The organism is Aminivibrio pyruvatiphilus, from assembly GCF_004366815.1.
In the GTDB taxonomy this organism is placed as follows: Bacteria; Synergistota; Synergistia; order Synergistales; family Aminobacteriaceae; genus Aminivibrio; species Aminivibrio pyruvatiphilus.
In genome coordinates this window covers 39,929-58,382 of the sequence record NZ_SORI01000017.1, presented here as the reverse complement: position 1 = coordinate 58,382, position 18,454 = coordinate 39,929, and the positions used below count along the sequence as shown (strand labels likewise).

The 18,454-nt window shown below is 60.5% G+C and carries 20 protein-coding genes; 7 read left to right on the top strand and 13 right to left on the bottom strand.

Annotated features, from left to right (window positions below; genetic code table 11):
• Window positions 1-9 precede the first annotated feature (9 nt).
• The 5 genes from holA to radA form a co-directional block, all read right to left on the bottom strand.
• Window positions 10-942, bottom strand: coding sequence for a DNA polymerase III subunit delta (gene holA, locus C8D99_RS11660; RefSeq protein WP_133958476.1), 933 nt, complete (start codon window positions 940-942; stop codon window positions 10-12).
• Complete coding sequence (leuS, locus tag C8D99_RS11655; protein WP_133958474.1) at window positions 942-3,431, bottom strand: leucine--tRNA ligase; 2,490 nt, start codon at window positions 3,429-3,431, stop codon at window positions 942-944. Before leuS ends, holA begins: the two co-directional genes overlap by 1 nt.
• A gap of 224 nt (window positions 3,432-3,655) precedes the next feature.
• A complete protein-coding gene (locus C8D99_RS11650) occupies window positions 3,656-4,447 on the bottom strand; it encodes a slipin family protein (protein WP_133958472.1) in 792 nt (263 codons plus the stop codon).
• Between the two features lie 15 nt (window positions 4,448-4,462).
• Entirely contained in the window at window positions 4,463-5,809 is a 1,347-nt protein-coding gene (locus tag C8D99_RS11645) for an NfeD family protein (protein ID WP_133958470.1), read from the bottom strand.
• The gene (gene radA / locus C8D99_RS11640) at window positions 5,806-7,149 is read right to left on the bottom strand and encodes a DNA repair protein RadA (RefSeq protein WP_133958468.1); all 1,344 of its coding nucleotides are present in this window, start codon (window positions 7,147-7,149) and stop codon (window positions 5,806-5,808) included. Before radA ends, C8D99_RS11645 begins: the two co-directional genes overlap by 4 nt.
• 167 nt (window positions 7,150-7,316) lie before the next feature.
• Between radA and C8D99_RS11635 the strand changes: the two genes are divergently transcribed.
• The 7 genes from C8D99_RS11635 to hisIE are packed head-to-tail and all read left to right on the top strand — an operon-like array spanning window position 7,317 to window position 12,459.
• A complete protein-coding gene (locus C8D99_RS11635; RefSeq protein WP_133958466.1) occupies window positions 7,317-8,498 on the top strand; it encodes an ATP phosphoribosyltransferase regulatory subunit in 1,182 nt (393 codons plus the stop codon).
• On the top strand, window positions 8,498-9,142 hold the full coding sequence (hisG, locus tag C8D99_RS11630) for an ATP phosphoribosyltransferase (RefSeq protein ID WP_133958465.1): 645 nt from the start codon (window positions 8,498-8,500) through the stop codon (window positions 9,140-9,142). The genes C8D99_RS11635 and hisG overlap by 1 nt, the downstream gene beginning before the upstream one ends.
• Window positions 9,139-9,708, top strand: coding sequence for an imidazoleglycerol-phosphate dehydratase (locus tag C8D99_RS11625; protein WP_133958464.1), 570 nt, complete (start codon window positions 9,139-9,141; stop codon window positions 9,706-9,708). The genes hisG and C8D99_RS11625 overlap by 4 nt, the downstream gene beginning before the upstream one ends.
• A complete protein-coding gene (gene hisH, locus C8D99_RS11620; protein ID WP_133958463.1) occupies window positions 9,705-10,322 on the top strand; it encodes an imidazole glycerol phosphate synthase subunit HisH in 618 nt (205 codons plus the stop codon). The genes C8D99_RS11625 and hisH overlap by 4 nt, the downstream gene beginning before the upstream one ends.
• Window positions 10,322-11,041 (top strand): 1-(5-phosphoribosyl)-5-[(5-phosphoribosylamino)methylideneamino]imidazole-4-carboxamide isomerase, encoded by a 720-nt coding sequence (locus C8D99_RS11615; protein WP_133958462.1) that lies wholly within the window; start codon window positions 10,322-10,324, stop codon window positions 11,039-11,041. Before hisH ends, C8D99_RS11615 begins: the two co-directional genes overlap by 1 nt.
• A complete protein-coding gene (hisF, locus tag C8D99_RS11610; protein ID WP_133958461.1) occupies window positions 11,035-11,796 on the top strand; it encodes an imidazole glycerol phosphate synthase subunit HisF in 762 nt (253 codons plus the stop codon). Before C8D99_RS11615 ends, hisF begins: the two co-directional genes overlap by 7 nt.
• Window positions 11,797-11,802: 6 nt before the next feature.
• A complete protein-coding gene (gene hisIE, locus C8D99_RS11605; protein ID WP_133958460.1) occupies window positions 11,803-12,459 on the top strand; it encodes a bifunctional phosphoribosyl-AMP cyclohydrolase/phosphoribosyl-ATP diphosphatase HisIE in 657 nt (218 codons plus the stop codon).
• Here hisIE and C8D99_RS11600 read toward each other — a convergent pair.
• The 8 genes from C8D99_RS11600 to C8D99_RS11565 form a co-directional block, all read right to left on the bottom strand.
• The gene (locus C8D99_RS11600) at window positions 12,390-13,175 is read right to left on the bottom strand and encodes a PHP domain-containing protein (RefSeq protein ID WP_133958459.1); all 786 of its coding nucleotides are present in this window, start codon (window positions 13,173-13,175) and stop codon (window positions 12,390-12,392) included. The two genes, hisIE and C8D99_RS11600, sit on opposite strands and share 70 nt — an antisense overlap.
• Complete coding sequence (locus tag C8D99_RS11595) at window positions 13,172-13,513, bottom strand: serine kinase (RefSeq protein WP_133958457.1); 342 nt, start codon at window positions 13,511-13,513, stop codon at window positions 13,172-13,174. Before C8D99_RS11595 ends, C8D99_RS11600 begins: the two co-directional genes overlap by 4 nt.
• Window positions 13,510-14,829 (bottom strand): [Fe-Fe] hydrogenase large subunit C-terminal domain-containing protein, encoded by a 1,320-nt coding sequence (locus C8D99_RS11590; RefSeq protein ID WP_133958455.1) that lies wholly within the window; start codon window positions 14,827-14,829, stop codon window positions 13,510-13,512. The genes C8D99_RS11595 and C8D99_RS11590 overlap by 4 nt, the downstream gene beginning before the upstream one ends.
• A gap of 58 nt (window positions 14,830-14,887) precedes the next feature.
• The gene (locus C8D99_RS11585) at window positions 14,888-15,322 is read right to left on the bottom strand and encodes an ATP-binding protein (protein ID WP_133958453.1); all 435 of its coding nucleotides are present in this window, start codon (window positions 15,320-15,322) and stop codon (window positions 14,888-14,890) included.
• A gap of 3 nt (window positions 15,323-15,325) precedes the next feature.
• Window positions 15,326-15,691: a DRTGG domain-containing protein gene (locus C8D99_RS11580; protein WP_133958451.1), complete on the bottom strand. Its 366-nt coding sequence runs from the start codon at window positions 15,689-15,691 to the stop codon at window positions 15,326-15,328.
• Between the two features lie 40 nt (window positions 15,692-15,731).
• Window positions 15,732-16,910 carry an ABC transporter substrate-binding protein gene (locus C8D99_RS11575; protein ID WP_166670162.1) on the bottom strand — a complete coding sequence of 393 codons (1,179 nt, stop codon included), beginning with the start codon at window positions 16,908-16,910 and terminating at the stop codon, window positions 15,732-15,734.
• Window positions 16,911-16,929: 19 nt separating this feature from the next.
• Complete coding sequence (locus tag C8D99_RS11570; protein WP_133958447.1) at window positions 16,930-17,427, bottom strand: adenosine-specific kinase; 498 nt, start codon at window positions 17,425-17,427, stop codon at window positions 16,930-16,932.
• 93 nt (window positions 17,428-17,520) lie between these two features.
• Complete coding sequence (locus C8D99_RS11565) at window positions 17,521-18,354, bottom strand: HAD hydrolase family protein (RefSeq protein WP_166670161.1); 834 nt, start codon at window positions 18,352-18,354, stop codon at window positions 17,521-17,523.
• Window positions 18,355-18,454 lie beyond the last annotated feature (100 nt).

Genomic DNA, 18,454 nt, shown 5'->3' with positions numbered 1-18,454 from the left:
CGGCTTTTTTTATTTGCTCCCGCCGCTTTCCATGCACCGGGCCAGAAGGGCCTCAAAGCCGAACCAGCCTTCTGCCGAAGAAGTTTTCTCCTTCCAGGAAAGGGAGATCAGACCGGCGGCGAGATCGGCCAAAGCCTGTGCCGGGTAGCGCCTGAGGGCTTCCCTGGACATTTTGAGGGGGTATTCCTTGATCTGGAGGACGAGGCGTACCCAGTCGCCGCCCCTTTCAGGGAAGAGCCCGAGGTAAAGCGCCGGACGGATCCTGTTGTACAGGGCAGTGACAAGGGGAAGGACGCTGTCTTCCTTTTTGAGGTGCTCCAGGCAGGAGAAGATCTCCCCCGTTCGGCCCGTGCAGAAGGCATCCAGAAAAGAGAGCATCCTGCTCTTTCCCTCGTCGAAGGAGAGGTTATTCACCATATCCCCGGTGATCACCTCCCCTGCTGCGTACCTGCCGAGCTTGTCCAATTCGGACCGGAGTTCGCCGGGATCGTCGAGCATCTCGGCCAGGAAGGCGGCCCCGTCGTCGGACAGCCGGACGTTCATCCCTTTCGCCAGGGTCAGGAGCCACCCTTTCCGCTCCCAAGGAGCCAGGGAGGTGGTTCCCGCCCGCATGAAGCCGACTTTTTTCTTTATCTCAGGAGCGAAGAGTTTCGTGGGGGCCGATTCATAGACCAGGAGGATGACTTCCGAGGCCCCCTCATCTTCGAGGAAGGGCTCCAGGGCATCGGGGAAGGGGCCGAGAAGTTCGGCCCCTTCCACAACTGTCACCCGTTTTTCATCGAACAGGCTGCCCGTCCTGCCCGCGGAAATAAGAGCGGACCATTCGCCTCCTTCGGAGACCCCGGAACGGGTGTATCCCTCCGCCGCGAGAGCGGCGAGGGTGTCCTCCAGGAGCTGCCGCCCGGCGGCACCGGACGTGGTCAGCGCCTTCAGCCTGGGCACTACCCCTTCACCACCACGTTGACGAGCCTGTCGGGAACAGTGATGATCCTGACGATCTCCAGTCCCTCGATCCGTTTCGCCACTCCGGGGAGTTCGAGGGCCATGCGCTTCAGTTCCTCTTCGCCGAGCCCTGCGGGAAATTCCGTCTTTTCCCGGACTTTGCCGTTGATCTGCACCACCACGGTGACCGTATCGGCCTCGAGAGCCTCTTCTTCCGCCGAAGGCCATGGAAGTTTCGCGAGCGGTTCTCCGTGTGCCGTCATCTCCCACAGCTCTTCCGTAAGATGGGGGCAGAAGGGATTCAGGCAGGAAAGAAGGACCTCGACTCCCTCGAGGAACAGCGCATGTTCTTCGTCGCTCCCGGGCCTGAAGGAACCGAGGGCGTTCAGGAGCTCCATGAGGCGGGCCACGGCGGTGTTGAACTGTTTTTCCTGGTCGATGTCCCTGGTCACGTCCCTGATGGTGGTGTGGATTTTTCTCTTGAGATCCCGAAGACGGGGTTCCTTCAGGTCTTTCATGGGTACCGGCCCGGCCGGACCGGGTTTCCCCAGAACCTGGAGATTCTCCTCAACGAGGCGCCATACCCGGTTGAGGAACCGGTGGGCCCCCTCCACTCCCCGCTCCGACCAGTCGAGGTCATTGGCGGGAGGAGCGGCAAAAAGAATAAAGAGCCGTGCCGTGTCCGCACCGTACCGCGAGATGATTTCATCGGGATCGACCACGTTCCCCAGGGATTTGGACATTTTTGCGCCGTCTTTGATGACCATGCCCTGGGTCAGGAGGTTGGTAAAGGGCTCCCGGGCGGTGCTCAGCCCGATGTCGGCGAAAAACTTGGTGAAGAACCGGGCATAGATCAGGTGGAGACAGGCGTGCTCGATGCCGCCGATATACTGGTCCACGGGCATCCAGTAGGCTGCCTCTTCTTTCGAGAACACCTCGCCGTCGTTCCTGGGCGAACAGTACCGGAAGAAGTACCAGGAGGAGCAGATGAACGTATCCATGGTGTCCGCTTCCCGGCGCCCCGGACGGCCGCATTTCGGGCAGGGCACGGAAAGCCATTCACTGTCCTCGGCAAGGGGCGACTTACCGACCTCGGTTATCTTCACGTTGTCGGGAAGAAGCACCGGAAGCTCCTCTTCCGGAACGGGTACCACACCGCAGTGTTCGCAGTAGACCACGGGAATGGGGGCTCCCCAGTATCTCTGCCGGGAAATGAGCCAGTCCCGGATTCTGAAGTTCACTTCCCTGGTGCAGAATCCCTTCTGAACGCCCCAGTCGATCATCCCGGGGATCGCCTGCGACGTGGGAAGGCCGTCGAACTGCCCCGAGTTGCAGGTGATTCCGTCATCCTCGAAGGCCCTTTCCATGGTGTCTCCGTCAAGCGGTTCCCCTTCGGCGGGGTTGATCACGGGCTTCACGGGGATGCCGTATTTCCTGGCGAACTCGAAGTCCCTCTGGTCGTGAGCGGGCACACCCATGATGGCTCCGGTGCCGTAATCCATGAGGATGTAGTTGGCGATGAGGATAGGGAACTCTTCCCCCGTCACGGGGTTCACAGCGGAAAAGCCGGTGAAGATGCCTTCTTTTTCGCCGCCCACCGCGGTGCGTTCGATGGAGCTCTGGGAAACGCACTTCTGAACGAAGGCCGAAATCCTGTCCCCTTCAGGGGAGAGGCTGATGATCTTCTGGACGAAGGGATGCTCGGGGGCAAGAGCGAGGAAGGTCACGCCGAAAATCGTGTCGAAACGGGTGGTGAAGGTTTCGATGCTTTCGCCGGTGGTCTTCTCGGTGAAGGAGAGCCGGGCGCCCTCGGAGCGGCCGATCCAGTTCCGCTGCATGATCTTGACCCGCTCGGGCCAGCCGGGAAGGTTCTCAAGATCGTCAAGCAGTTCCTGGGCATAATCGGTTATCCTCAGGAACCACTGCTCAAGGTTGCGCTTCACCACGGGAGTGCCGCATCTCCAGCAGTGCCCGTCGTTGATGACCTGCTCGTTGGCAAGCACGGTGCTGCAGCTTGAACACCAGTTCACAGGAGCGTTTTTCCTGTAGGCAAGCCCCTTCTTGAAAAACTGGAGGAAGATCCACTGGGTCCACCGGTAATAGTCGGGATTGCACGTCTCGACCCGCCTGCGCCAGTCGTAGCTGCATCCCATGTGCTTGAGCTGCTCCGTCATGTGCTCGATGTTCCGCCAGGTCCACTCCGCCGCAGGGGTGTTGTATTTCATGGCGGCGTTTTCCGCGGGCATGCCGAAAGCGTCGAAGCCGATGGGATGAAGCACGTTCAGGCCCTTCTTCCAGAGGAAGCGGGTCAACATGTCGCCGATGGAATAATTCCTCAGGTGCCCCATGTGGAGGGCACCGCTCGGGTAGGGGAACATCTCGAGACAGTAAAATTTTTCCCTTGAGGGGTCGGCATCGGCATTGAACGTGCCTTCGTTCTCCCACGTATGCTGCCATTTTTTCTCGATGGATTGAAAATCGTAGCCCATTAACCCTTCCTCCTTGATGAACACTGCATTTTTCCTGCAAACGCACAAACGACCAGCCGCCCTTTACAACTGGCGGAAAACCGTCAGCCCGGGCGTCGGTCGTTCAGCTGTCCGTTCTTTCCGTAACGAACCGGCCTTTTCAGGCATTATATACCAAAAGAGGCCGTTCCGGGGGAGAAAAAGCCACCCGGAACGGCCTTCATCCATGACAGCTTTTCCCCGCCTTACGCTTCATCCTTCCTGAAAAATCTGTCCATGAAGGGCTTCACAAGATCAAGGGGCAGGGGGAATATGGTGGTGGAATTCTTGTCCCCGCTGATCTCCCGGAGCGTCTGGAGGTACCTCAGCTGCAGCGTGATGGGGGACGTCTCCATCTGCTTCGCCGCTTCGCTGAGCTTTTGGGCTGCCTGCATCTCTCCCTCGGCGTTGATGATCTTCGCCCTCCGCTCCCGCTCCGCTTCCGCCTGCTTCGCCATGGCCCGCTTCATGCTCTCCGGCAGCTCCAGCTCTTTGACTTCCACGGCGCTGACCTTGATGCCCCAGGAATCGGTCCGCTCGTCGATGATCTTCTGGAGCTCGCTGTTGATCTTCTCCCTCGAAGAGAGGACCTCGTCAAGGTCCGCCGAACCCACCACGGAACGGAGGGTCGTCTGGGAGAGGAGGCTCGTGGCCAGAATGTAGTTTTCCACTTCCACCACGGAGAAAGCCGGGTCCATGACCCGGAAATACACCACGGCATTCACCTTGATGGGAACGTTGTCCTTCGTGATGACCTCCTGGACGGGAACGTCCAGGGTCACGACGCGCAGGTCAACCCTGACCACCCTGTCGATGACGGGAATGACCAGGACGATGCCGGGTCCCTTGGACCCCACCAGCCTCCCGAGACGGAAGACCACCACCCGCTGGTATTCGGGCACCACCTTCACCGCCGATGCCAGGATGAACACCGCGATGAGAAGGAATCCGAAGGACGTGCCTATGCTGAGAATCATTTCCACTGCGTCGATAATCATGGGTTCTCCTCCTTTTTAATCTGCTGTTTTTTCCGAACTTCCCCCGGCCGGAAGGACCTTCCCGCCGTCTTCTTCTATGACCAGGGTCATTCCCTGGACCGCTGCAACGCTTCCCGTTCTTCCCCGGGGTATGGAAGCACCGTCACCGCTCCTGGCCCTCCATATCTCTCCCCGGCACTTGACAAGCCCCACGGGCGCCAGGTCCTCCACCACTTCCGCTTCCATGCCGATCATCCCCTCCCTGCCGGAAGAGGTTTTCCGTTTCAGGGACCGCAGAACCAGGTAGAGAGCGGCAAAAAAGAAAAGCCCCAGGGCAATGGACATTCCTGCGATGAAGCTCATGGACACGTTCAACAGTTCACCTCCCGGAGCACGGAAAAGAATGAGCCCCCCGGTGACAAGGGCCGCGAGGCCGAACAGGCTGAGCACACCGATTCCTCCCACCAGCAGGTCGAGAACCAGAACGCCCACGCCTGCAACAAGAAGGATGATGCCCGCCCAGTTGAAAGGAAGCATCCGGAGGCCGAAGGCCCCAAGAAGGACCATGACGGCTCCCGCCGTTCCGAGGACAAAGCCCCCCGGCGACATGACCTCGAAAATAATCGCCAGCACCCCCGCGGTCAGGAGGAGGTACGCGATGTCCGGGCTGGAGATAAACTGGAGAATTCTCTCCCTCAGGCTCATGGACACCTCGACGGGCGGGCCGGAAGGGGGATCGAGGTACACCGTCCGGGTGCCCACCGCAACCTCCCTTCCCCGAAGGCCGAGCAGAAGGGATTCCACGTCGGATGCCACGAGGTCCACCACTCCGAGAGAAAGGGCCTCCTCGGCCGTAATGGAGAGGCTCTCGGTGACCATCTTCTCAGCCACGTCAGCGTTCCGCTTTTTCAGCTGGGCAAGAGACCTGATTTGGGCGGCGAGATCGTTGGTTATTTTCTTTTTCATGTCCGTGTCGGGAGCGTCCTTCCCGGATGCCATCACAGGCTGGGCCGCGCCCACGTTGGTGCCCGGCGCCATGGCCGCCACATGGGCCGCCTGGAGTATGAAGGCTCCTGCAGAGGCCGCTCTCGCACCGCTCGGCGAAACCCATACCACCACCGGAACTTTTGACTCCAGTATCGCCGCGGTGATCCCTCTCATGGAACTCACCAGGCCCCCCGGAGTGTCCAGCCGAAAGACCACCATTGCCGCCTCCTCCCTGGCAGCCCTGTCCAGAACGTCTCCCGCGAACTTTTCCATGGAGATGCCCACCGTTCCTTCCAGGGATGCGGCAAGCACAAAAGCCGCCGCCGGCACCGGAAGGAGAAAAAGCAGGAAAGCCGCAAAAAAGGCGCCCCAGCATGTCCGAATCTTCCTGTTCATCTCATCACCGCCTTCAGGGCATCATTCAGTGTTGCCGCCCTCACAATGTCTATGGGGGCTTTCTTCGCCGCCAGTTCCTCCCTGGAGCTGACCACAGCCCTGGTGAAACCCAGCCGTGCCGCTTCATGGAGCCTTCTGGCAAGCCGCACCACCGGCCGTACTTCTCCCGCCAGACCCACCTCCCCGAGAAAAACGCATTTTTCAGGGAGGGAAACATCACGTACCGCCGAAGCGAGGGCCGCACAGAGCGCAAGGTCGGCCCCGGGCTCCCGGAGGGCGAGCCCTCCCGCCACGTTCACGTAAATGTCGAAAAGGCCGCATCCTGTTCCGCACCGCTTTTCCAGCACGGCGGTGAAGAGCTGTATCTTGTTCAGGTCGATTCCCCTCCCCGTCCTCTTCGGGTAGGGAAAAGCCGTTGCGGCCGCCAAAGACTGAATTTCCGCCACCAGGGGCTGAGTACCCTCCAGGACCACCGTCATGGCCACACCGGGAACCGACTCCTCCGCCTTGTTCCAGTACAGGCCGCTCACGTCCTTCACCGGAAAAAGGCCGTTCTCCCCCATCTCGAAGACCCCGAGTTCGTCGGTGCTTCCGAAACGGTTCTTGCTCGCCCGGAGCATCCTGTACGGAGAATAGTCGTCCCCCGAGAAGGTCAGTACACCGTCCACCATGTGCTCCAGGAGCATGGGGCCCGCAATCCTGCCTTCCTTGGTGATGTGGCCCACCAGGACGGCAGGGATGCCCCGGTCCTTGGCGGCGGCGATGCACATCTGGGCCGATGCCCGGACCTGGCCGGGACTTCCCGCCCACCCTTCCGCTCCGTCGGCCCTCATGGCCTGGACGCTGTCCACCACGAAAAAGCGATGGCCGTCCAGGCAGAAAAGGGCGGCAGACAGGTCACTGTCGCAGAAAAGGTCCAGGCCCCCCGATGCCGAGCCAAGCCGTCGGGCCCTCAGGGCCACCTGGGATTCCGATTCTTCTCCGGAAATATAGAGAACCCTGTTTCCGGCCGATGCCATCATCCCGCAGGTTTGGAGAAGCAGGGTGGATTTCCCGATCCCCGGCTTTCCTCCAAGGAGAAAAACACCACCCGGGACCCATCCCCCGCCGAGAACCCGGTCCAATTCCTCCAGTCCGGCAGGTATCCTTTCCGGGGGAACCACGGAGGCAACGTCCACCCTGGACGCCCGGGAAGAGCGGAGAGGCGCCCCGGGAACGGGAGCGTCAGGTTCCTTCTCCAGGGCCCCCCATTCGCCGCAGGAGGGACATTTCCCCGTCCAGAGGACGGCAGCCGCTCCGCAGGCTGAACAAACGTATCTCCCCTTTTCTCCCTTCGCCACGGATTATCCTCCCTTCCCCCCGGGCTGCAGAAGAATGATTTTTCTGCAGCTTTACACCCGGTGGATATAATGATACCATCCTTGAGGTCATCATCTCAACACTCTAATACATCACTTTAATAAAGCGAGGAAAAGCTCATGAAGACAATCCTGCCGGGAGCCGGATCATGGTGAACAGACTGCCCAGAGGCTGCGTCAACGTAGGCGGGGAGCTCGCTTCCGCCATGGAGGAGTGCAGAAGGATATTTCTCTCCTTCTTCGAAAACTGGGGGTACTCCCCCTTTCTTCCGTCAGGCCTCCAGCTCCTTGAATCGGCCTGGGACAAGCTGCCGTCCCAGGTAAGGTCGAGGCTCGTCGCCCTGACCACGCCCTACGGCGAACCGTGCTGCCTGAGGGGAGACATCACCCTTGCGGCGGTCGCCTACCTTGCGTCCCATTACGCTCCGGAAGAACGCCCCCTGCGCATCTGCTACTGCGACCGGGTGTATATGAAGTCCGCTCCCCCGAGAACGTCCATCGAATCTTTCCAGATCGGGGCGGAACTCCTCGGCTGGGAAGGAGAAGGCGCCGATGCCGAAATGCTCTCCCTGCTCCTCCGGGTTCTCGACGCCCTGGGGCTCGAACGGACGACCATCGCCCTCGGCGACACTACATTTCTCCAGAGGGCCCTTGCATCGGCGGAATCCGCCTCTGCGGAGGGACTAGCCGACGCTCTCAGGAAAGGAAGCCTTCCCGACTATTTCGCCGTACTCGAGAGAGGAAACATCCCCGACTTTTACCGGACGATCCTCTCGGCCATCCCCCGCCTCCGGGGGGACATCTCGGTATTGGCCGAGGCGGAAAAACTCTGGGGCAGGGGAGCGCCCCTCTCGGCCCTCAAAACCACTGCGGCGACCCTGGAGAGCCAGGGCTTCGGAGACAGGATCTCCATCGACCTTTCCCTTGTCAGGGATCCGGGCTATTACAGCGGTCCCCTTTTCGAGGTCTATTCATGGGAGTCCGGCCGGTCTCTCGGCGGCGGGGGGCGATACGACAGGCTTCTTTCGTCCTGCGGCCTGAGAGGGCAGGCCATGGGGTTCGCGCTCGACCTGGAGCAGGCGGCGTCACTCTCCAGCTTCAGGTCCCGCCGTTCTCCGGTAATGGCGTGGGCGGGCGGCCTTTCCCCCGAGGAAGCCCTCCGGAGGGCTGCAGATCTTTCTTCCGACGGAACCAGGCTTGAAATGAACTGGAACAGCGACAGGAGCGCATCCCTCCAGGCAGCGGAAAAACGGGGATGCCGCTCATGGATCGACCTTGCCTCGGGGACGGCCTATACTCTCTCCCCTGCCGGAAAGGGAGGAGCATTGTGATGCTCACCATAGCCCTTCCCACGGGCCGGGTATTTTCCGATGCCGTGGAAATGATCTCCGGAGCCGGACTGCCCTGCGACGGGCTCGCCTCCCCGGGAAGAAAACTCGTCATCGAATCGGGCGATTTCCGGTATATCCTCGCCAAGCCTTCCGACGTTCCCCTGTACGTGAGCTATGGAACGGCGGATCTGGCCTTTGCCGGGGGAGACGTCCTCCTTGAAAGCGCCATGCCTGTGGTGGAGCTGCTGGACACGGGGTCCGGCAGGTGTTCCGTGGTGGTGGCCGGACCAAGGAGCCAGGCGGAACGATTCCGGGGACACGCCTCTGAACTCATGGGACTGAAGGTTGCCACGAAATACCCCCGCATCGCGGACGGGCACTTCTCCGCCCGGGGAGCGCAGGTGGACATCATCCACCTCCACGGCTCCATCGAGCTGGCCCCCAAGCTCGGCCTGAGCGACTGCATCCTGGACATCGTCCAGACGGGCAGCACCCTCAGGGCAAACAGCCTGGAAGTCCTGGAGCACGTGTGCGACGTTTCCCTGAGGCTCGTGGCAAGCAGGAAAAGTACGGCGCTGAGGTGGAAGGAGATACAGTCGGTAATGAACAAAATAGCCTCCCTTGTGAAGGAGAAACGACCATGACAGTGAAGCTGGAGCGGACAACGAAAGAAACGGTGATTTCCCTGGAACTTCTCCCCGAGGGAGGGGAAGTCAGGGTTACGGTTTCCTGCGGTTTTCTCCGCCACATGGTGGAGCTGTTCGCCTTCCATGCAGGCATGGGGCTGGTGGCGGAGGCGAGCGGAGATGAGGAGGTAGACTGGCATCACCTCACCGAGGACCTGGGCATCGTCCTGGGACGGGCCTTCGGCATGGCGGCGGCGGTAGCACCGAGAAAGCGTTACGGATGGTGCGCCCTCCCCATGGACGGCTCCCTCGTGCTGGCCGCGGCGGATCTGGGCGGCAGGGGGCAGTTTGAGTGGAAGGGTACTTTCCCGGCAGAAAAGTGCGGCGACTTTGACCTGGAACTCATCCCGGAATTCTGGAAGGCCTTCTGCAGGGAGAGCAGGATCACCCTCCACGCCCAGGCCCTCGCATGCGACAACGCCCACCATCTCGCCGAGGCCCTTTTCAAGGGTGCGGGAAGGGCCCTGAGAGAAGCGTTCCTCCCGGCGGAGAACCTACAAAGCACAAAGGGTACCTTTGCATGATCGCCATCGTCGACTACCAGGTGGGCAACACAGGCAACGTCCGCCGGGCTTTCAGCTCCCTCGGGGAGGAAGCCAGGCTTCTATCCTCCCCGGCGGAACTCACGCCGGAATTCTCACTGGCCGTTCTTCCCGGAGTGGGGGCCTTCGGCCCCGCATCGGCAAGACTCAGGGCGTCCGGCTGGGCGGACCGCCTCATCGCCTGGGCCGCGGAAGAAAAACCTCTTCTCGGCATCTGCCTCGGCATGCAGCTCCTCTGCGAACGGGGCCTCGAGGAAGGCATCCATCCCGGGCTGGGACTCATACCGGGAGAAATCCGCATTCTTGAAGCGGAGAAAATCCCCCACATGGGGTGGAACTCGGTGGAATGGACGGGAAATCCTCCGGAATTCTCCCCTGCGGTTTCCTCCGGAGAATATTTTTACTTCGTTCACAGCTACGCCCTGTTTGATTCCGCCTTTGCCGCGGGGCACACCTCCCTCGGAGGAGTATCCTTCACCTCCATGGTTCTCAGGGGAAGGATCGCCGGGTTCCAGTTCCACCCGGAACGAAGCGGCCGGGCGGGCCTGGCTCTTCTTTCCGGAGTTGCCGCCCATATTGCGAAGGAGGTCCCGTGATGGAAATTTACCCGGCCATGGACCTTTTCGAAGGAGAGATCGTCCGCCTCCGGGAAGGGCGTTTCGAGGAACGGACGGTGTTCGGCTCCGACATCGCGGGAACGGCCCGCTCTTTCCGGGAAGCGGGAGCGGAGTGGATCCACGTCATCGACCTCGAGGGGGCGAAGAAGGGATTCCCCTGCCACCTTTCCGTCATCGGAACGCTGCTGGACGCAGGACTCAGGGTCCAATACGGCGGAGGTCTCCGGACGACGGAAAACCTTGACGCAGCCTTTTCAGCGGGGGCAGAAAGAGTTTACTCAGGGAGCCTGTTCGCTTCTGACCCCGCCGGGGCGGAAGCATTCTTCAGCCGGTACGGGGCCAGAGTCATCCCTGCGGTAGACATCCGGAACGGCCGGGTTGCCGTCTCCGGCTGGCAGGAAACGGCGAACTTCTCCCCGGAACGGCTCGTGGAAGGATTGACAGCTTCGGGTTTTTCCCTCTTTCTTGTCACCGCCGTCCATAGGGATGGAACGGGAACGGGGCCTGACCGGGAAATGTACCGGAGGCTGAGCACCTCTTTCCCCGGCATTTCCGTTATCGCCGCCGGGGGCATTTCGTCCCTGAAGGACATCCACGCCCTTGCCCGGGACGGGATGGCCGGCGCCGTTCTGGGCAGGGCACTGTACGATGGAACGATGCGGCTCGAGGACGCCCTGAAGGAGGCTTCGGCATGCTGACGAAAAGAATCATCCCCTGCCTGGACGTCAAGGAGGGAAGAGTGGTCAAGGGAGTGAACTTTGTGAACCTCAGGGACGCCGGCGATCCTGCCCGGATGGCTGCGGCCTACATGGCGGAAGGAGCCGATGAACTGGTTTTCCTCGACATCACGGCCTCGGCGGAACGCAGGAAAACAATGACCGCCTGGGTTTCGGCGGTGGCCGACGCTCTGTTCATCCCCTTCACCGTGGGAGGCGGAATTTCCTCGGTGGAACAGGCAAGGGACATTATCACCCTCGGGGCGGACAAAATCTCGCTGAACTCTGCCGCGGTCCGCAATCCTTCCCTTATCGGAGAATGCGCCGCCCTGCTCGGAAAGCAGGCAGTAGTCCTGGCGGTGGACGCAAGGCGATGCGGAAATGGAAAGTGGGAGGTCTTTATTGACGGAGGAAGAACCGCTGCAGGTCTGGATGCCCTGGAGTGGATCAGCGAAGGCGTCCGCAGGGGGTGCGGGGAAATTCTGCTGACCTCCATGGACAGGGACGGTGTAAAAACAGGCTACGACGACGAGCTCAACGCCCTCGTTTCGGGAATGGTCTCCGTTCCCCTCATCGCCTCAGGCGGAGCGGGATCCATGGAGCACATCCTGGACACATTCCGGGCAGGAAGCGACGCCGCCCTGGCGGCATCCATCTTTCATTTCGGGGAGATACGCATCCCGGATCTGAAACGCTATCTTGCGGAACGGGGCGTTCCCGTCCGCCCGTCGAGGTGATAGGACGTGGCATTCTCATTGGACGATGTGAAATTCGGCAGCGACGGTCTGGTTCCCGTCATCGTGCAGGACGTGCTTTCAGGTGAGGTACTCATGATGGCCTGGGCGAACAGGGAATCCCTGGAAACCACCCTTTCCTCGGGCATGATGACCTTCTGGAGCAGGTCACGGAATGAGATATGGAAGAAGGGGGAAACAAGCGGCAACACCCTCGCCCTCCAGGAACTCCGGCTGGACTGCGACGGGGATGCTCTTCTCGCCATGGTTGAACCGGCCGGGCCCGCCTGCCATACGGGAGAGCGGTCGTGTTTCCACAAGCTCCTCACACCCCCCTGCGAAGGGAGGGGCACCTTTCCGGGGGTTCTCTGGAGATACCTGGAGAAACGGCGTCTCGACGACCCGGCTGAAAGCTACACCGCCCGGCTCCTTTCAAAGGGACTGCGGAGGGTGGCACAGAAGGTCGGTGAGGAAGGGGTTGAGACCGCCCTCGCCGTGGCGGCCGGAGACAGGAAGGAGACCATATGCGAGGCGGCGGACCTCCTCTACCACCTCGAGGCGGCCCTGCTTGCTTCAGGCGTGAGCCCCAGGGAAATCTACGCCGAACTGGAACGGCGCCACGACAAACCGTCACCCCAGGGGCAGACTACAGAGCGTCCCTCCTGACCGCAGAGAGCCAGTTCAATTTCCCGGAAGCATGGAGATTCGAGCATCATGGCGGTGCATCTGTCCCGGGAGATGGTGGTAAGCCTGTGGGAATCTGAAGAACGGATGAAGACCCGGTCCGGATATCGCTCTCTCCATCGGGCGAATTCGCGGTGGGAAACGGCGGGGGAAAGTTCCAGGGCGTGGCAGGGAAAATCGTCCGGCACAGGACCGAGAACCGCCTCGTAGGAAAAGGACGGCCTGTCCAGGTGGGCGAGGATGACAAGGCCTCCCCTGCTCCGGACCTCTTCCGCCGTCTCGTCGGCGGAATATCCCGCTCCCTGGACAAGTAGAATATCCTGCTCTCCGGTAATGCCGTTGTCCTTGTTGATGATCAGCTGGTCTCCGAAAATTTCCGGACGGTTTGCCACAGGCGGCATTTTCTTCCAAAGCCACGCCTGAAAATCCCCGGCCTCAGAAAGACCGGGGAATATCACGACGATATGAATATCTTCGGCAGTCTGGACTTCCATCCCCGGGAGAACGACCGGGCTGACTCCTGCGGCGCCGGCCACGGCTTCCGCGTTATCCGACGCATTATGGTCGGTAACCGCGCAGAGGGCGATATCCGCCTTCCTGTAGGCCGCCACGATCTCCGGAGCCCCCATTTCCAGCTCTCCGCAGGGAGAGAGGACTGTGTGAAGATGAAGGTCCACCCAGAAGGGGGAAAGACTCATGACGGCCTTCCCAGGCCGGCCTCCCAGAGCCGCCCGGCGGCCTCGAAGGATGACAGGTCAGTGCCTGCCAGGGTGATGCCTTCCGCAAGACAGCGGTCCACAAGGTCTTTTTCGGGCTTTCTCCCTGACGCGGTGAGAACGAAGGGAACTTCTTTCAGCACCGCTACCGCCGCCACGTTGAGATGAACCTGTATGGTTATCCAGAGCCATCCTTCCCTGGCCTCCGCCATGATGAAGCTCAGCAGGTCTCCTGTAATGACGCCTCCGAGCTCCCTGGCCGGATCTCCGGTGGAATAGACCGTGAGACCGAGAAGCTCTGTAATGTCGGAAATCTTCATGTTCCCTGCCTCCTTTTTCCCGAGGGGTGAAGGGTGTGGGGAAGCTTGGAGGAAAGGGACCGTATCTCCCCGCTGAGGGCGGTAATCCGCTCCCTCAGCTTGAAGATGCAGTCCGTCTCGTCTCCCTGCCCGCGGACAATATCCTCCGCCAGGGCCCGGCAGGAGGGGCGTCCGCAGGAACCGCAGTCGATGTGGGGTAACCCGGCATAGATGGCGTCCATCTCCCGGAGTTTGGCCATGGCCTCTCCCAGGTCCTGGGAAAGGGGCAGCCGCTCCTTAACCTGGATGGGATTATCCAGGCGCCATATTCCCTTGTCGTACCAGGAGCGGATTTCTTCCATCTCCTCGTGGGAGGGAAGCCACTCCGTCTCGATGTTCTCCAGGCGGAGCTGGGAAAGGAACCGGGACTCGTAGGTTCCCGTTCCACCAATGCACCCGAGGTCACAGGCCCTGCACTCGATAAAGTCCACTCCCCCGAGCCGACCGAGCTCCAGCTCGTTGAGCAGGTCCATGGTATTCCGCAGGCCCGAAACGGCGACGGAAGTCAGCCCCTTGTCGGAGAAGGACGAAATGTGCCTGGCCTCCCCGCCGGTAATGGACCAGAGCAGCCACCGCCTGCTGATAGCCCTGGTCTTCGTACCCGTGACCTTGACGTTGTAGGCGAGAAGGTCGCGGATGACCTTTTTTACGCTCACCACGTACTCAAGAGAGCTTTTCCCTCTCCCCACGGGATTCCGGACGAGAGTCGCCTTTGCGGGACAGGGTGCGACGAGGGTCACTTTTTCCTTTCCGCCCGTGGCGTTCCTCCAGATGGTGACCGCAGTCTCCAGGGGAGATTCCACCGGGAGGATCCTCCCCACGAGTTCGGGAAAGTTGATCTGGATGAGCCTGATGACGGCAGGACAGTAGGTGGAGATGTAGGGAAGATTGTCTCCCCCTTCCCTGATAATGGCAGCCGAAGCATATGCCGCAAGGTCAAACGCTATTGATGCAAACTCGGCAATGTCCCTGAGCCCGTGAAATTCCAGGGCCTCTTTCATCAGCCGCGGGCGGGAATAAGCGCCCACCTGCACGTAAAAGGTCGGGTCGGCCATGAGAATCAGTCCTTCCCTGGACCGGAGGAGATCCCATTCATCCTCGTTCACGGTGATGGCCTTGTCCCTGCAGCTTCGTATGCATTCCCCGCAGTCAATGCAGAGGTCGGGGATAATGCGTATCAGCCCGTCGATCACCCGGATCGCTTCGGTGGGACACGATTTTATGCAGTTGGCGCACCCTCGGCACCGGGCCTCACGAACCCTAATTCCTCCGGACACCTTCACCACTCCTTCGTGTCATTCCAGTACTGAATGCCGTTCATGACGGGTGGAAAGCTCACTGTCCCGGAAAGTTGATTCTCGCTGTCAGGATCGTTCCGATCCCCACTTCCGTCTCGATGTTCATCCCGTCGGAATTCCGTTCGATATTGGGCAATCCCATGCCCGCCCCGAACCCAAGTTCCCGGATCTCGTCCGAAGCGGTGGAATATCCTTCCTGCATGGCCAGGGCCACGTCGGGAATGCCCGGCCCCTGGTCCGCAGCCATGATCTCCAGATGATCCGATGCCACCGTCATTCGGAGAGTCCCGCCACCTGCATGGATCATGGCGTTCATCTCAGCTTCATAGGCCACCACCGCCGCCCTCCGGACAACTTCCGAGGGAATTCCGAGCATCTTGAGGGTCGCCCGGAATTTCGTGGAGGCTTCGCCGATAGCGGTAAAATCCCCCGCCTGGATGGTGTACTCTTCGACGTACGGCTCCTGCCCCACGCTCTACACCCCTCTGTCAGGTATATGACAGGGCAGAATTCCTTTTGCGAAGAGAAGGCCGCACGTCTCGAACATGCTCATCTGGCACAGAAGCACCGGCATCTTGATCTGAGACGCAAGCTTCACTGCCGCCTCCTGGGGTTTCTTACCGCGGACGAAAACCACCGCGGGGAGGTCGAGCATCTGGGCGGTCCTGACAATCTGGATGTTCGTCAATCCGGTGAGGAGAAGGGATCCCGGACGGGCGAAGGCCAGCACGTCGCTCATGAGGTCGGCGCCGTAGGCGCACTCGATATCGATGGAGTCGAGCAGTTCCTCTCCGTACAGCACTTCTGCCCGTATGTTCTGTACCACGTCCCGCAATTTCATATTGTCATCCTCCTCAATGGTTGAAAACAGCGACATTTCCTCATGGTAAATATTCCGGGCCGGTGACCTGGAAAAAATCAACCAGCCGGAACGCCCGGTTGTCCACCTCAAGAATGGCGGCTTCCCTGGCAAAGGGACGGTGGGTTGCAGGATTGACCGAAAGGGTTGAAGAACCGAGAGCTATGCCCGAAACGGACTCCATGGCTCTCGCAAGGGGTCCCGGATCCTTGGATCCTGCCCTTCGGAAACCCTCGAAGATCCAATCGCATGCAGCGTAGGCCCTGCCGGCGGCGCTCTCATCCTTGACAACCGTCCTGGTTCGCCTCCAAATTTCCCGCCCAAGGGTGACGAAAGTCCGGTCACGCACGAGGGGAACGTTCTGGTCTGCTGCGATGATGCCGTTAAAGGAAAGAAGGATCCGCCCGGGTTCCCCTCCGTACCATATCCGAAATGCTCCTTCTTTTCTCCGGACTGCTCTCCAGATATCCCGGACGACCATGGAACCTGCCCAGGACACAAGAACGGACGCACCTTCCGATATGGCCTCGGCTTCGATCATCCGGAAAGAATCAGGCCCCGCTCCCGGCAGCCAGAAGTGGCTGACGGAATAGCCGGAAGAGGACAGCATGTCACCCAGGTTTCTGGCAAAACGTTCCAGGGAGGGGTCGAAACGGTCTCCGAGGATTGCCACCCCGGATGCCGGGCCCAGAGTCCTCTTTGCATATTCAGCAAAAGCCGCGATCCGGAAGTCCCTGTAGAGATCCAGGGCAAACATCATGGGAAGGGGAACCCCTCCTTCGCCGATGTCGCTTCCCTCGCCGTAGGCGGACAGAAAAACGGGCCCCGACCTGCCGAGAAGGGGGCGAAGGACAGAAACGTCTTCGGTTCCACCCAGGGAAAGCACAGCGGCGATCCCATTTTCCCTCCAGCGGGCTACACGCTCCTCAGCGTCACCCCGGGAAAGGGGTTCCTCCTTCAAAAAACGGATGTCCCGGCCGGCCACGCCGTCGGCACTGTCCTTCACCTTCCACTCTGCATAGCGGACAGCCCCGAGAGCAGACTTTCCTCTCTCGCTCTCCCAGCCTTCCGGAGGAGGCAGCACCGCCACCTGCCAGATCCATCCGTCCTCCACCCCTATGGCAAGATCCCCCGCGAAAACCGGGCGGGGGAAAAGCAGGAACGGCAGAACCAGAAGAAGAAAAATTCTTTTTAAGTACATCAGCCGGAGCAGGGAAGGGTCACCTTTTGTAACCGATGATCGAGCGGAGGAGAAATTTTCTTTTCTCCTCATCTTCACCGGTTTCCACGCCCCTGGGAACAAAGCCGTCGATAACACCGGCGATACCTCTCCCCTGGGCGCTCTCGCACACGATAGCCTGTATCGGGTTCGCGGTGGCGGCGAAAATCCGGCAAACCTCCTGGCAGTCCTTGATCCTGTTGAGGACATTGATGGGATAGCCGTTCCGGAGAACCACCAAGAATGAATGCCCGCAGGCTATTTTTTCCGCGTTCGCAGTGGCCGCTGCCACCAGATCTTCATCGTTTCCGTCCCTCCGGATGAGGCAGTCTCCCGAAGCTTCGCAGAAGGCGATTCCGAAACGGAGGGATGGCGAAGAGGTTACGAGGGCCTCGAAAAGATCCTCCACCGTCTTGATAAAGTGGCTCTGCCCCAGGATGATATTGCAGTCCTCGGGGAACTCCAGCTGCACAAGGGACCACCTTGTGATTTCCGGCATGGCTATTTTCCTCCTCGTGTAATGAATCGCTGATTTACGAAACTTGTTTTTGACAGGAGCGTGTTTTCTTTTCCTGAAAAGGGAAAGGAATCTCTATAATAATACAACAGGGGAGGCGATTTCGTAACGGCTTCCTTCCCACTCCAGCAGCCAGTCCGCCAGGGCCGCGAACCCGTGCCTGTCCGCCGACGGCATGATGACACGGGCGATTTTCAGCACGTCACCCGCTGCGTCTTCAGGGGCGGCGGCGATATGGGCCGCTGCGAGAAGTTCCAGGTCGTTGTGATGGTCTCCCGCCGCCACCACCAGCTCCGGCCTCTCGGGAAGGGTATCGATCCATGCCGCAAGGGCCGCTCCCTTGGACACTCCCGGGGGCAGGATGTCAAGAAAGCCTTCCCCTGCCTGAACGACCTCCGCCCTGCCGGAGAACCGGCTCTTGAGTTCGTGCTGGAGGGTCCTGATGCAGCCGGGAACACCGTGGAAAATCACCCTGTACACTGTCGCGGGAGAAGAAGGACTTTCCATGGAGTCATCCACGGGCACGCCGGAGGCGGAGAAAAAGTCCCTTGTCATCACGTCGCTGTAGCGGCAATAGGCCTTCTCGTCCCCGATGATCTGAAGTTCCACGGGATGATGCCACCCTGCGCCGACAATTTCCAGAGCAAGGGAAGGATCCATGGGAGTCTCGCAGAGAGACTTCCCGCTGGAGGGGTCCATCACTCTGCCCCCGTCATACACTATGGCGGGAAGGGAAGAGCCTATCCCCCTGATATGGGAAATTGCCGTCGCAAGAATTCTTCCTGTGGCCACCATGAGGCTCCAGCCGTTCTCCCTCAGGCGGGCGCAGGCACGCTCCACCTCCGGGGACACGGACTCGCCCCGGGAAAGGGTTTCGTCAATATCGGTCACTAGCAGTTTCATCGCCATTTTCTCACTCTCCAAAAGAAAAAAAGGAGGCCGGGACGACCCCCCGTTCACAGGGGGGAGGCGGGCCTCCGTGGTTCTCTTCCTCCTCATGACCGCCGGA